Source organism: Vibrio sp. 1S139 (assembly GCF_041439475.1).
Classification (GTDB): domain Bacteria; phylum Pseudomonadota; class Gammaproteobacteria; order Enterobacterales; family Vibrionaceae; genus Vibrio; species Vibrio crassostreae_C.
In genome coordinates, this window is record NZ_JBGOOD010000015.1 from 22,250 (window position 1) to 35,029 (window position 12,780).

The following is a 12,780-nucleotide window of genomic DNA, read 5'->3' on the forward strand; positions in this document are numbered from 1 at the left end:
GGTAGGTCAACATAGGGCTGCTTATAAGCGAATTGGCATAACAACGTACATCGCGCTGTCATCTTGTGCGTTCTCGATAAGAGCACTCGCATTGGCGTCTGACATTGAGATGCGAACCTGTTCACAACGCAGTGTGTTCAGAACATCCAATACGTAGCTTACGTTGAAGCCAATCTCTAGCGCGTCACCGTCGAAGTTAACATCGAGTACTTCTTCTGCTTCTTCTTGCTCTGGGTTGTTCGCGGTAATGCGCATCTCGCTATCCGCAAGGTTAACGCGAACACCACGGAATTTTTCATTCGATAGAATCGCAGCACGAGAAAATGCTGAACGTAATTCATCACAGCCAGCTTCAAGTGTCTTGGTGGTATTTTGCGGCATTACGCGGCGATAATCAGGGAAACGACCATCAACCAGCTTAGAAGTGAAGACATAGTTGTTCACTTCAGCTCGCACGTTAGAGTTACCAATTTGCAGTGTTACTGGCTGTTCAGGTGCATCCAATAGCTTCACTAACTCTTGAACACCTTTACGAGGAACAATGATCTGCTTCTGAGCAAAATCCGCACCCAGTTGTGCTTGAGATACTGCCATACGGTGACCATCGGTCGCTACGCTGCGCAGGATAGAGCCTTCAATCTCAAACAACATACCGTTGAGGTAGTAACGAACATCTTGGTTCGCCATTGAGAATTGTGTTTTCTCGATAAGACCGCGAAGTTCAGCTTGTGTCACTGACACTTCAACTTCACTGCTCCAGTCTTCAATATTTGGAAAATCTGCCGCAGGTAATGTTGCTAAAGAGAAGCGGCTACGACCAGAGCGAACCTGAATACGGTCACCATCCAATACCACCGTGATCACTGAGTTATCTGGCAATCCACGGCAGATATCTAGGAATTTACGTGAAGGTACGGTAATGCTACCCGCTTCGAAATCACCTTCAAGCGTTACACGGCTGATCAGTTCAACTTCTAGATCCGTCGCTGTCATCGACAACACGTTATCTTCTACTTTAATCAGTAGGTTTCCTAGAATTGGAAGCGTTGGCCTGCCACCGAGTGCGCCAGATACTTGTTGTAATGGCTTAATCAGGTGACTACGTTCAATGGTAAATTTCATATCTTGCTCTTACGGTCTAAATGGCACTGCGTAATAGTACGTGGCCAAGATTCTGCTTATTAAGGTTAAGAATACTGTGTATTAAGAAGAAAGGGTACGAATCAAGTTCGAATAATCTTCTTTAATGTCGTGGCTCTCTTCACGCAGCTGAGCAATCTTACGACAAGCATGCAGTACCGTCGTGTGGTCACGACCACCGAATGCATCGCCAATCTCAGGCAAGCTGTGGTTTGTTAGCTCTTTCGCCAGTGCCATCGCCAATTGACGTGGACGAGCAACAGAACGAGAACGACGCTTAGACAATAGATCAGCGACTTTGATTTTGTAGTACTCGGCTACTGTCTTTTGAATGTTATCAATAGTGACCAGTTTTTCTTGCAGTGCAAGTAGGTCACGCAGTGCTTCACGCACGAAGTCGATCGTGATCGGGCGGCCAGTGAAGTTTGCATTCGCAATAACACGGTTCAATGCGCCTTCCAGTTCACGAACGTTAGAGCGTAGACGCTTGGCAATAAAGAACGCCACTTCATCCGCAAGGTGAATTTGGTGGTCTTCGGCTTTCTTCATCAAGATCGCAACACGTGTCTCAAGCTCTGGTGGCTCAATCGCTACCGTCAAACCCCAGCCGAAACGAGATTTAAGACGATCTTCTACCCCGTTGATCTCTTTTGGATAACGGTCAGACGTTAGGATGATCTGTTGATTGCCTTCAAGCAGCGCGTTAAAGGTATGGAAGAACTCTTCTTGAGAACGCTCTTTATTAGCAAAGAATTGGATGTCATCGATAAGCAATGCATCAACACTACGGTAGTAGCGCTTAAATTCTTCGATCGCGTTGTTTTGCAGAGCCTTTACCATATCCTGAACAAAACGCTCTGAGTGCATGTAAACCACTTTCGCATTCGGCTTATTATCAACAATGGCGTTACCCACCGCATGCAACAAGTGCGTTTTACCTAAACCAGTGCCGCCGTATAGGAACAACGGGTTGTAGGCTGTACCTGGGTTATCAGAAACCTGACGTGCCGCAGCCAAACCGAGTTGGTTCGACTTACCTTCAACAAAGTTATTGAACTTATGTTTTGGGTTCACGTTTGAGCGGTGATTCAAGTCAACCGCGACAGGCTCTTCATCACGCCAGATATTATGGACAGGTTTGCGAGCTTGTAATTGCGCAGGTGCTGATGACTCAGCGGCCACATCAGCTGCAGTGCGAGTCTGAGTTGGTGTCGGTGTCGCAGGCTTTGGTGCAATCACACGCTTGCTTCCCACTTCAAAATGAAGATGTGGGATATCGTTACCGCAATATTCTTGCAGCAGACGGTTAATGCTATTTAGATACTTATCACGAACCCAATCGAGTACGAAACGGTTCGGTGCAAATAGAGTTAGAGTATTGTCATTGAGTTCCGCTTGTAACGGACGAACCCACATACTGAATTCTGTAGCTGGTAACTCTTCTTGAAGCTGTTGCAAACACTGCAACCAAAGCGAAGATGACACGGTGCCCTCACTCTATTTAAAGTAATATGAAATGACCGCTAATTTTACCTGTTGATAAGTCAGATCACCAGCAATTGATCACAGATCCAGTGAATAAGATCCAAGTTATTCACAATAAATTTGTAATTTATCGGTGGATCCACACATCTTGCCCCTAATTTACTCACACAATGATCCACTTATGCCCGGATCCTTGCTAGTTATCCCCAAATCGGGAATTCAATCTGGTTATGGTTAATAACATCTGGTTATTTATTCTAGTGAGCATTTTCCCAGTAACATCCAAACCCATAAATATAAGGAGTTACCAAATGAATAACTGGATTAAGGCTGCAATTGCGGCTATCGCACTCTCTGCTGCTACTGTTCAAGCTGCGACTGAAGTTAAAGTCGGCATGTCTGGTCGCTATTTCCCGTTTACGTTCGTTAAACAAGACCAGCTACAGGGTTTTGAAGTGGATTTATGGGATGAGATCGGTAAGCGTAACGATTACAAGGTTGAATACGTAACGGCAAACTTCTCTGGTCTGTTTGGTCTTCTTGAAACGGGTCGCATCGATACCATTTCAAACCAAATTACAATGACGGATGCACGTAAAGCGAAATACCTATTCGCAGACCCATACGTAGTAGACGGCGCACAAATTACCGTTCGTAAAGGTAATGACAGCATTAAAGGCATCGAAGACCTTGATGGCAAGACGGTTGCGGTAAACCTAGGCTCAAACTTTGAACAACTGCTTCGCAGCTACGACAAAGATGGCAAGATCAATGTAAAAACCTACGATACAGGTATTGAACATGACGTGGCACTGGGTCGTGCCGATGCATTCGTAATGGATCGCCTATCAGCACTAGAGCTTATCAAGAAGACTGGTCTACCATTACAACTAGCAGGTCAGCCATTCGAAACAATTGAAAACGCTTGGCCTTTCGTCGACAACGATAACGGCAAAAAACTGCAAGCAGAAGTAAATGAAGCATTAGCAGCAATGCGCGCAGATGGTACGCTAGAAAGTATCTCTCAGAAATGGTTTGGTGCGGACATTACTCAGAAGTAATTACTCACTTTCTCCATTCAAGGCCCACTGCTTTATACAGCGGTGGGCTTTTTGCTTTTGTGCACTGATTAAAAAACCTGATACAACAGTACTTACATATAGAACAACACTGCCAATAAAAATACGAGATAGATTATGGGATTTGACTTTAATTACATGCTAGAGCTGTTGCCAATACTACTGAAGTATTTAGGCACCACGATGGAGATGGCGACCTGGGGCTTGTTCTTTGCTCTGATCCTGTCTCTGATACTGGCGAATATTCGTGTATTCAAAATCCCAGTGCTCGACCAACTGAGCCAGCTGTACATTAGCTTCTTCCGAGGCACACCACTGTTGGTGCAGCTGTTCCTCCTTTATTACGGCTTACCACAAGTCTTCCCGTGGATGGTTGGGTTGGATGCCTTCAGCGCCGCTGTGATTGGCTTAACCCTGCACTTTGCCGCGTATATGGCAGAAAGTATTCGTGCCGCGATTATCGGTATTGATCGCAGCCAGATGGAAGCCAGCCTTTCGGTCGGTATGACAACCAGCCAAGCGATGCGCCGAGTGATCTTACCGCAAGCAACTCGCGTGGCACTGCCGTCGTTGATGAACTACTTCATCGATATGATCAAGTCGACTTCACTTGCCTTCACCCTAGGTGTCGCCGAAATCATGGCTAAAGCTCAGATGGAGGCTTCTTCAAGTTTCCGCTTCTTCGAGGCTTTCTTAGCAGTCGCACTGATTTACTGGGGCGTGGTGGTTATCCTCACTCGTATTCAAATTTGGGCCGAAGTGAAACTGAATAAGGCGTATGTACGATGATCAAATTACAAAGTATCCACAAGCAGTTTGGTGACACCGAAGTTTTGAAAGGGATCGACCTAGAAATCAAACAAGGTGAGATAATTGTCATCATAGGTTCAAGTGGTACGGGTAAATCTACCCTACTGCGTTGTGTGAATTTTCTAGAGCAAGCCGAGCAAGGCACGATTTCGATTGATGATATCAAGGTTGATACTCAGAAACACACTAAGGCAGAGGTGCTTGCACTGCGTCGTAAGACCGGTTTTGTGTTCCAAAACTATGCACTGTTCGCTCACCAAACCGCGAGACAGAATATTGCTGAAGGTTTAATTACCGTTCGTGGTTGGAAAAAACAGCAAGCCCATGAAAAAGCACAACAAATACTTGATGATATTGGCTTAGGTGACAAAGGTGATAGCTACCCAGCCGCGCTCTCTGGTGGCCAGCAACAACGGGTGGGTATTGGCCGTGCAATGGCACTACAACCCGAGCTTTTACTGTTTGATGAGCCGACTTCAGCGCTCGATCCTGAGTGGGTTGGCGAAGTGCTTAACCTAATGAAAAAACTGGCAAATCAGCATCAAACCATGCTGGTGGTTACCCATGAAATGCAGTTCGCGAGAGAGGTCGCAGACCGAGTGATCTTCATGGCTGACGGTCATATTATCGAGCAGGGATCTCCACAGGATATTTTTGGTAATCCACAGGATCCTAAATTAAAAAAATTCTTAAATAAGGTTGGGATCGACTAAGGATCCTTGTGATTTTAGTTATTCTACGTATAATCCCCCGACCGGAATTTTAGTTAACCCAATCATTGACACTTTTTGTGACAGTGATTACAATTCCGCCTCTTTGTTGAGAGGCGTCGGTTTTCCTTTCTTATATAAAGAAGAGAAAAAATGCCCACGCCGGGTTTAACAAAAACCTAAAACTACTGATCAGTAAGGTAATTACAATGAAACGCACTTTTCAACCTACAGTTCTAAAGCGTAAGCGTACTCACGGTTTCCGTGCTCGCATGGCTACTAAGAACGGTCGCGCAACAATCAATGCACGTCGTGCAAAAGGCCGTAAGCGTCTTTCTAAGTAATCTTTGATTATTTTGAATAAGCTAGCCTTCGGTCGGGAGTTACGCTTGTTAACTCCCGAACATTATCAAAATGTCTTCAAGCAAGCTCATCGAGCTGGCTCCCCTCATTTCACCATCATTGCCCGAAATAACTCTCTTTCAAATCCTCGTCTTGGATTAGCCGTTCCGAAAAAGCAGATTAAAACCGCCGTGGGTCGTAACCGATTCAAGCGTCTTACTCGTGAAAGCTTTCGTAACACTCAACACAAACTTCCTAACAAAGATTTTGTTGTAATCGCTAAGAAGAGCGCGCAAGATTTAAGCAATGAAGAAATGTTCAAGCTACTCGACAAATTATGGCTTCGCCTGTCTCGCCCTTCGCGTGGATAGCGCTAATACCCATCTATTTTTATAGATGGTTTATTAGTCCACTCATCGGCCCACGCTGCCGATTTACTCCAACCTGCTCTTTATATGCGATAGAAGCGTTGAAAGCTCACGGTTTTGTAAAAGGGTGTTGGTTATCAGGCAAACGTCTATTAAAATGCCATCCTTTGAACGAAGGGGGCTTTGACCCCGTTCCACCAGTCCAAAAACAAGACAGAGATAAATAACGATGGATTCTCAACGTAATATCCTGTTAATCGCATTGGCTTTGGTTTCTTTCCTACTGTTCCAACAATGGAACGTAGCTCAGAATCCAGCACCACAAGCGGTTGAGCAGGCACAATCTGGCAGCACCCTACCAGCGCCATCTTATGCAGATGATCTAGACCCGGCTCCTGGTCAAGTTGCTTCTTCTGCTAAAACTATCACAGTAACAACTGATGTACTGACTCTGTCAATTGATACGGTTGGTGGTGATGTCGTTAAAGCAAACCTAAACGATTACTCTGCTGAGTTCGATTCTGAAGATACGTTTGTTCTTCTTAAAAACGAACCAGGTCACCAATTTATCGCACAAAGCGGTCTAGTGGGTCCTCAAGGTATCGATTTAAGCAGCACAAACCGCCCAAGCTACACAGTTTCAGCAGACAGCTTCACGCTTGCTGATGGTCAGGATGAACTACGCATCCCGATGACTTACCAAGCGAACGGCCTTGATTACACGAAAACATTCATCCTTAAGCGTGGCAGCTACGCAATGGATGTTGAATACGATGTAGTCAACAACTCTGGTAACAACGCGACATTCGGCATGTACGCTCACCTGCGTCAGAACGTAATGGATGACGGCGGTAGCCTAACAATGCCAACTTACCGTGGTGGTGCTTACTCTACGGAAGATACGCGTTACAAAAAATACAGCTTCGACGACATGCAAGATCGCAACCTGTCTCTTAACCTAGCAAACGGTCAAGGTTGGGCAGCGATGATTCAGCACTACTTTGCAAGTGCATGGATCCCACGCGACGAAGCAGGCAGCAACCTTTACACTCGTGTAATTGGTAACCTTGGCGACATCGGTGTTCGCATGCCGAACAAAACCATCGCTACTGGCGACGAAGCAAACTTCAAAGCAACGCTTTGGGTTGGTCCTAAACTTCAAGACCAAATGGCTGCTGTTGCACCTAACCTAGACCTAGTAGTTGACTACGGTTGGTTATGGTTCATTGCTAAACCACTTCATACTCTGCTTTCGTTCATTCAAGGCATCGTTGTGAACTGGGGTCTGGCAATCATCTGTCTAACTTTCATCGTTCGTGGTGCTATGTACCCACTAACGAAAGCTCAGTACACGTCTATGGCGAAAATGCGTATGCTTCAGCCTAAGCTGACTGCAATGCGTGAGCGTATCGGCGACGACCGTCAACGCATGAGCCAAGAAATGATGGAGCTTTACAAGAAAGAGAAAGTAAACCCACTAGGTGGCTGTTTACCTATCCTTCTGCAAATGCCTATCTTCATTTCGCTATACTGGGCACTAATGGAGTCTGTTGAACTGCGTCACTCACCGTTCTTCGGTTGGATTACTGACCTTTCAGCACAAGACCCATACTACATCTTGCCACTTCTGATGGGTGCTTCAATGTTCCTAATCCAGAAGATGAGCCCGACAACTGTAACGGATCCAATGCAGCAGAAGATCATGACCTTTATGCCGGTTATGTTCACATTCTTCTTCCTGTTCTTCCCTTCAGGTCTGGTTCTATACTGGCTAGTATCGAACATCGTAACTCTGATTCAGCAAACGCTTATCTACCGCGCGCTGGAAAAGAAAGGCTTACATTCTAAGTAAGTTCGATAATAGAAAGAGACAAAGAAAGGCGACCAAAAGGTCGCCTTTTTGTTTTTAGCTGATTACAATTCAGCTAATTGATTAATCGTGAGCGCCCCTTTTTGGCTTTCACATGCTAGCAGGCACAACTATGACTACAGATACGATTGTTGCTCAAGCGACTGCACCCGGCCGTGGCGGCGTCGGTATTATTCGCGTTTCAGGCCCACAAGCAGCCCAAGTTGCGCTTGAAGTTACCGGCAAAGTACTGAAACCACGTTACGCTGAGTACACCCCTTTTAAATCTCACGATGGTTTAGAGCTAGACCAAGGCATCGCGCTTTACTTTCCTAACCCGCACTCGTTTACCGGTGAAGACGTATTAGAGCTACAAGGCCACGGTGGTCCTGTGGTAATGGATATGCTCATCAAGCGCATCCTCGCTATTCCAGGGCTACGCGCAGCACGCCCAGGTGAGTTCTCGGAGCGTGCCTTCTTGAACGACAAGATGGATTTAACCCAAGCAGAAGCGATTGCTGACCTCATTGATGCCAGTTCAGAAGAAGCGGCGAAATCAGCTCTGCAATCGTTGCAAGGTGAATTCTCGAAACGCATTAATACGCTGGTGGACTCTCTGATTCACTTACGCATCTATGTTGAAGCCGCTATCGACTTCCCAGAAGAAGAGATTGATTTCCTTGCTGACGGTAAAGTAAGTGCTGACTTACAAGCTATCATCGACAACCTCGAAGCGGTTCGCCAAGAAGCCAATCAAGGTGCCATCATGCGTGAAGGTATGAAGGTGGTGATTGCAGGTCGTCCTAATGCCGGTAAGTCGAGCTTACTGAATGCATTATCGGGTAAAGACTCCGCGATTGTGACTGATATTGCAGGTACAACCCGTGATGTACTTCGTGAACATATCCATATTGATGGTATGCCACTGCACATTATTGATACCGCAGGTCTGCGTGAAGCCTCGGATGAAGTCGAAAAAATCGGTATTGAACGCGCTTGGGAAGAAATTGCTCAAGCCGATCGCGTTTTATTTATGGTCGATGGCACCACTACCGATGCAACCGACCCGAAAGATATCTGGCCAGATTTCGTTGATCGTCTGCCGAATAACATCGGAATGACCGTGATTCGTAACAAAGCCGATCAAACCGGTGAAGATCTCGGGATTTGCCATGTTAATGATCCAACTCTGATTCGACTATCAGCAAAGACGGGACAAGGCGTTGATGCACTACGTAATCACTTAAAAGATTGCATGGGCTTTGCTGGTGGCAATGAAGGTGGCTTCATGGCACGTCGTCGCCACTTAGATGCCCTAGAACGCGCATCTGAGCATCTAGATATTGGCCAGCAACAGCTCGAAGGCTATATGGCAGGGGAAATCTTGGCAGAAGAACTGCGTATAACGCAGCAACACCTTAACGAGATTACTGGTGAATTCAGTTCCGATGACCTACTCGGCCGTATCTTCACCTCTTTCTGTATTGGTAAATAACCTTTAAAGGCCGGCTCATGCTGGCCTTTTTCTTTAGTAAGGACAGCTTAATGATCCACATTATTACAGGCAGCACCTTAGGTGGTGCAGAGTACGTTGGCGATCACCTTAATGATCTTCTTGAAGAGCAAGGCCACGAGATCACCTTTCATAATCAGCCTGAATTCGATGATATTCCCCAACAAGGCTTTTGGTTGCTGGTGACTTCAACTCATGGTGCGGGTGAATTTCCAGATAATATTAAGCCGTTTATCGACGCATTGACCCAGCAATCTCCAGATTTAAGCCCGGTTCGCTTTGCTGTCGTGGCGCTTGGTGATTCGAGTTACGATACCTTCTGTTTGGCGGGAAAATCAGTCCACAGCCAGATGAAAGAGCTCGGTGCTCAGCCTATTTCTGACTGTTTTACCATCGATGTATTGGAAACTCCGGTACCAGAAGACGCAGCAGAAGCTTGGTTCAACGATCATAGCGACCAGTTTTAACCTCTCTCCTCTATCAAAAAGCGGCTTATGCCGCTTTTTTTGTCTCTGAACATCGTGATTGTGAATAACTTTTTTTCAAAAACACCGAAAATTAGCGATCTATTTTCAATTTCTGCTGTGGATAAGATCATACATATACGGTGATTAACCTATAGTTATCCAAATAACAAGTTTTAGGCTAATTTCCTCCTGTGAATAAGTAGCCATTTTGATCCCAGCTAATCCTCATCCTGATCAAAGTTAGATCACATCATTTGATCCAAAAAAGATCCATGATCTTGTTGATCATTTCCGACTTATCCACAGATACCCTCGATCCTAATAATAGATCTAATAAAAGATCTCCTTAAAGATCTTATCTATATTAATTAAAAACAGCTTTTTCGAAAAATCCCAAAAACGTTTTCTCAGGCTATGAAAACAGGTAGAATATCGCTCCTTTTTATCAATCTAGAAAACGTTTGAATACCTGAGGTCGGTTCATGCTTTATCACGAAAAATTTGACGTCATCGTTGTTGGTGGTGGCCATGCAGGAACGGAAGCCGCACTCGCATCTGCACGTACTGGTCAAAGTACGTTATTACTTACTCATAATATCGATACACTAGGACAAATGTCTTGTAACCCAGCCATTGGCGGGATCGGTAAGGGCCACTTGGTAAAAGAGGTCGATGCAATGGGTGGATTAATGGCGCAAGCTATTGATCATGCAGGTATTCAGTTCAGAACATTGAACGCATCAAAAGGCCCTGCGGTTCGTGCTACTCGTGCACAAGCTGACCGCGCACTGTACAAAGCCTTTGTTCGTAACGTTCTTGAAAACACGCCAAACCTGACTTTGTTCCAACAGTCGGTTGATGACTTGATCGTTGAACAGGATCAAGTGGTAGGTGTGGTAACGCAGATGGGCCTTAAGTTCCGCGCAAGCGCTGTGGTTCTGACTGTGGGCACATTCCTAGGCGGCAAGATCCATATTGGTATGGAAAGTTCTTCAGGTGGCCGTGCTGGTGATCCACCATCGATCGCACTGGCTGACCGTCTTCGTGATCTTCCATTCCGAGTTGATCGCCTGAAAACAGGTACACCCCCTCGTATCGATGCGCGTAGCGTTGATTTTTCTGAGCTTGAGGTTCAGCACGGTGATAACCCGACGCCTGTTTTCTCGTTCATGGGTAGCCGAACTCAACAGCCTCGTCAAATTCCATGTTACATCACGCATACCAATGAAAATACGCATGACGTTATTCGCGCTAACCTAGATCGCAGCCCAATGTACGCGGGTGTGATTGAAGGTATTGGCCCTCGTTACTGCCCTTCGATTGAAGACAAAGTGATGCGTTTTGCTGATAAGAACAGTCACCAAATTTTTATCGAACCTGAGGGTCTAACGACTCATGAGCTATACCCGAATGGTATCTCTACCAGTCTACCGTTTGATGTACAGGTTCAAATTGTTCGTTCGATGAAGGGCTTTGAAAATGCTCATATCGTTCGCCCTGGCTATGCGATTGAGTACGATTTCTTTGATCCTCGCGACCTTAAGCTGACTTACGAAACTAAGTTTATTAAAGGTCTATTCTTTGCGGGTCAAATCAACGGTACCACTGGCTACGAAGAAGCAGCTGCACAAGGCTTGATGGCAGGTCTGAATGCAAGTTTGTTTACTCAAGGCAAAGAAGGCTGGAGTCCACGTCGTGACCAAGCTTACATGGGCGTGCTTATCGACGACCTATCTACCATGGGTACCAAAGAACCTTACCGCATGTTTACGTCTCGCGCGGAATACCGTCTGCTGCTTCGTGAAGACAACGCCGATATCCGCTTGACTGAAAAGTCGCGTGAACTTGGCCTTGTTGATGACGCTCGTTGGGCTCGTTTCAACGAGAAGATGGAAAACATGGAGAAGGAGCGTCAACGTCTGAAAGAGACTTGGATTAATCCAAAATCTGAAGATATTGATCAACTGAACCAAATTCTGAAAACACCAATGTCTCGTGAAGCGAGCGGTGAAGATCTTCTTCGTCGCCCTGAAATGACTTATTCACAGTTAACCGCATTGGATCGTTTTGGTCCTGCACTGGAAGATCAACAAGCGTCTGAGCAAGTTGAGATCCAAGTGAAGTACGATGGTTACATTCAGCGTCAACAAGACGAAATTGAAAAATCACTGCGTCATGAAAACACCAAACTGCCTGCTGATATCGATTACAGCAAGGTAAAAGGACTTTCTAACGAAGTGGTTCTTAAACTAACGACAGCTAAGCCTGACTCAATTGGTATTGCTTCGCGAATTTCAGGTATCACACCTGCAGCAATCTCAATTCTGTTGGTTTACTTGAAAAAACACGGCCTGTTGAAAAAAGGTGAGGAAGCATAATGAGCGCATTACGCGAAAAACTGGATCACCTTATTGGCCAGACTGAACTTGAAGTATCTGAAAAACAACGTGGCCAGTTGGTTGGCTACGTTGAGTTACTGAACAAGTGGAACAAAGCTTATAACCTAACATCAGTTCGTGACCCACAAGAAATGATGGTGAAACATATCTTAGATAGCATCATTGTTAGCACTCACTTACAAGGTAAGCGCTTTATCGATGTGGGTACGGGACCTGGTCTTCCTGGGATTCCGCTCTCAATCATGAATCCAGACTGCGAGTTTTACTTGCTAGACAGCCTAGGTAAGCGTATTCGTTTTATCAAACAGGTGATTCATGAGCTGGGTATCGACAACGTGGTACCGGTTCAAAGTCGCGTTGAAGAATTTCAACCAGAAGAAAAGTTTGATGCAGTGCTCAGTCGTGCATTTGCGTCAATGACAGACATGGTAGAGTGGTGTCACCATTTACCTAAAGAGCAATCCGGTGTATTTTTGGCTCTTAAGGGACAACATCCTAGAGACGAAATCGACCTGTTACCTGAATGGTGTTCAGTGACAGACATTAAAGCTTTGCAAGTGCCAGAGCTTGATGGAGAGCGTCATCTAGTTACTTTATCGCGTCAGGGATAATCAGCGA

General features: G+C 45.5%; 13 protein-coding genes. 11 read left to right on the forward strand and 2 right to left on the reverse strand.

The window, feature by feature from the left end:
- Positions 1 to 21: 21 nt before the first annotated feature.
- Together dnaN and dnaA are read right to left on the reverse strand one after the other, a co-directional pair.
- Entirely contained in the window at positions 22 to 1,122 is a 1,101-nt protein-coding gene (gene dnaN / locus ACED46_RS07240; RefSeq protein ID WP_017058809.1) for a DNA polymerase III subunit beta, read from the reverse strand.
- Between the two features lie 81 nt (positions 1,123 to 1,203).
- Positions 1,204 to 2,625 carry a chromosomal replication initiator protein DnaA gene (dnaA, locus tag ACED46_RS07245; protein ID WP_017058808.1) on the reverse strand — a complete coding sequence of 474 codons (1,422 nt, stop codon included), beginning with the start codon at positions 2,623 to 2,625 and terminating at the stop codon, positions 1,204 to 1,206.
- A 311-nt stretch (positions 2,626 to 2,936) separates the two neighbouring features.
- On the opposite strand from dnaA, the gene ACED46_RS07250 reads away from it, so the two are divergent.
- The 11 genes from ACED46_RS07250 (at position 2,937) to rsmG (ending at position 12,773) form a co-directional block, all read left to right on the forward strand.
- Positions 2,937 to 3,686 (forward strand): amino acid ABC transporter substrate-binding protein, encoded by a 750-nt coding sequence (locus ACED46_RS07250; RefSeq protein WP_009848135.1) that lies wholly within the window; start codon positions 2,937 to 2,939, stop codon positions 3,684 to 3,686.
- Between the two features lie 135 nt (positions 3,687 to 3,821).
- Positions 3,822 to 4,493, forward strand: coding sequence for an amino acid ABC transporter permease (locus ACED46_RS07255; protein ID WP_009848134.1), 672 nt, complete (start codon positions 3,822 to 3,824; stop codon positions 4,491 to 4,493).
- Positions 4,490 to 5,227 (forward strand): amino acid ABC transporter ATP-binding protein, encoded by a 738-nt coding sequence (locus tag ACED46_RS07260; RefSeq protein WP_371721161.1) that lies wholly within the window; start codon positions 4,490 to 4,492, stop codon positions 5,225 to 5,227. The genes ACED46_RS07255 and ACED46_RS07260 overlap by 4 nt, the downstream gene beginning before the upstream one ends.
- A 206-nt stretch (positions 5,228 to 5,433) precedes the next feature.
- Positions 5,434 to 5,568 carry a 50S ribosomal protein L34 gene (gene rpmH, locus ACED46_RS07265; protein WP_004735800.1) on the forward strand — a complete coding sequence of 45 codons (135 nt, stop codon included), beginning with the start codon at positions 5,434 to 5,436 and terminating at the stop codon, positions 5,566 to 5,568.
- Positions 5,569 to 5,613: 45 nt separating this feature from the next.
- Positions 5,614 to 5,937, forward strand: coding sequence for a ribonuclease P protein component (rnpA, locus tag ACED46_RS07270; protein ID WP_017055478.1), 324 nt, complete (start codon positions 5,614 to 5,616; stop codon positions 5,935 to 5,937).
- Entirely contained in the window at positions 5,904 to 6,161 is a 258-nt protein-coding gene (gene yidD / locus ACED46_RS07275) for a membrane protein insertion efficiency factor YidD (RefSeq protein WP_004735802.1), read from the forward strand. The genes rnpA and yidD overlap by 34 nt, the downstream gene beginning before the upstream one ends.
- 2 nt (positions 6,162 to 6,163) lie before the next feature.
- On the forward strand, positions 6,164 to 7,786 hold the full coding sequence (gene yidC, locus ACED46_RS07280; RefSeq protein ID WP_017058806.1) for a membrane protein insertase YidC: 1,623 nt from the start codon (positions 6,164 to 6,166) through the stop codon (positions 7,784 to 7,786).
- 130 nt (positions 7,787 to 7,916) lie between these two features.
- Entirely contained in the window at positions 7,917 to 9,278 is a 1,362-nt protein-coding gene (gene mnmE, locus ACED46_RS07285; protein WP_029235098.1) for a tRNA uridine-5-carboxymethylaminomethyl(34) synthesis GTPase MnmE, read from the forward strand.
- Positions 9,279 to 9,328: 50 nt separating this feature from the next.
- A complete protein-coding gene (gene mioC, locus ACED46_RS07290) occupies positions 9,329 to 9,763 on the forward strand; it encodes an FMN-binding protein MioC (protein WP_371721162.1) in 435 nt (144 codons plus the stop codon).
- A 482-nt stretch (positions 9,764 to 10,245) separates the two neighbouring features.
- Positions 10,246 to 12,141 (forward strand): tRNA uridine-5-carboxymethylaminomethyl(34) synthesis enzyme MnmG, encoded by a 1,896-nt coding sequence (gene mnmG, locus ACED46_RS07295; RefSeq protein WP_136974238.1) that lies wholly within the window; start codon positions 10,246 to 10,248, stop codon positions 12,139 to 12,141.
- Positions 12,141 to 12,773 carry a 16S rRNA (guanine(527)-N(7))-methyltransferase RsmG gene (gene rsmG / locus ACED46_RS07300; protein WP_017058801.1) on the forward strand — a complete coding sequence of 211 codons (633 nt, stop codon included), beginning with the start codon at positions 12,141 to 12,143 and terminating at the stop codon, positions 12,771 to 12,773. Before mnmG ends, rsmG begins: the two co-directional genes overlap by 1 nt.
- Positions 12,774 to 12,780: the final 7 nt, after the last annotated feature.

Excerpts from the sequence above, each read along its gene's own strand:
- dnaN (WP_017058809.1), bottom strand. The coding sequence starts at position 1,122 with ATGAAATTTACCATTGAACGTAGTCACCTGATTAAGCCATTACAACAA.
- ACED46_RS07250 (WP_009848135.1), top strand. The coding sequence starts at position 2,937 with ATGAATAACTGGATTAAGGCTGCAATTGCGGCTATCGCACTCTCTGCT.
- ACED46_RS07255 (WP_009848134.1), top strand. The coding sequence starts at position 3,822 with ATGGGATTTGACTTTAATTACATGCTAGAGCTGTTGCCAATACTACTG.
- ACED46_RS07260 (WP_371721161.1), top strand. The coding sequence starts at position 4,490 with ATGATCAAATTACAAAGTATCCACAAGCAGTTTGGTGACACCGAAGTT.
- rpmH (WP_004735800.1), top strand. The coding sequence starts at position 5,434 with ATGAAACGCACTTTTCAACCTACAGTTCTAAAGCGTAAGCGTACTCAC.
- yidD (WP_004735802.1), top strand. The coding sequence starts at position 5,904 with ATGGCTTCGCCTGTCTCGCCCTTCGCGTGGATAGCGCTAATACCCATC.
- yidC (WP_017058806.1), top strand. The coding sequence starts at position 6,164 with ATGGATTCTCAACGTAATATCCTGTTAATCGCATTGGCTTTGGTTTCT.
- mnmE (WP_029235098.1), top strand. The coding sequence starts at position 7,917 with ATGACTACAGATACGATTGTTGCTCAAGCGACTGCACCCGGCCGTGGC.
- mioC (WP_371721162.1), top strand. The coding sequence starts at position 9,329 with ATGATCCACATTATTACAGGCAGCACCTTAGGTGGTGCAGAGTACGTT.
- mnmG (WP_136974238.1), top strand. The coding sequence starts at position 10,246 with ATGCTTTATCACGAAAAATTTGACGTCATCGTTGTTGGTGGTGGCCAT.
- rsmG (WP_017058801.1), top strand. The coding sequence starts at position 12,141 with ATGAGCGCATTACGCGAAAAACTGGATCACCTTATTGGCCAGACTGAA.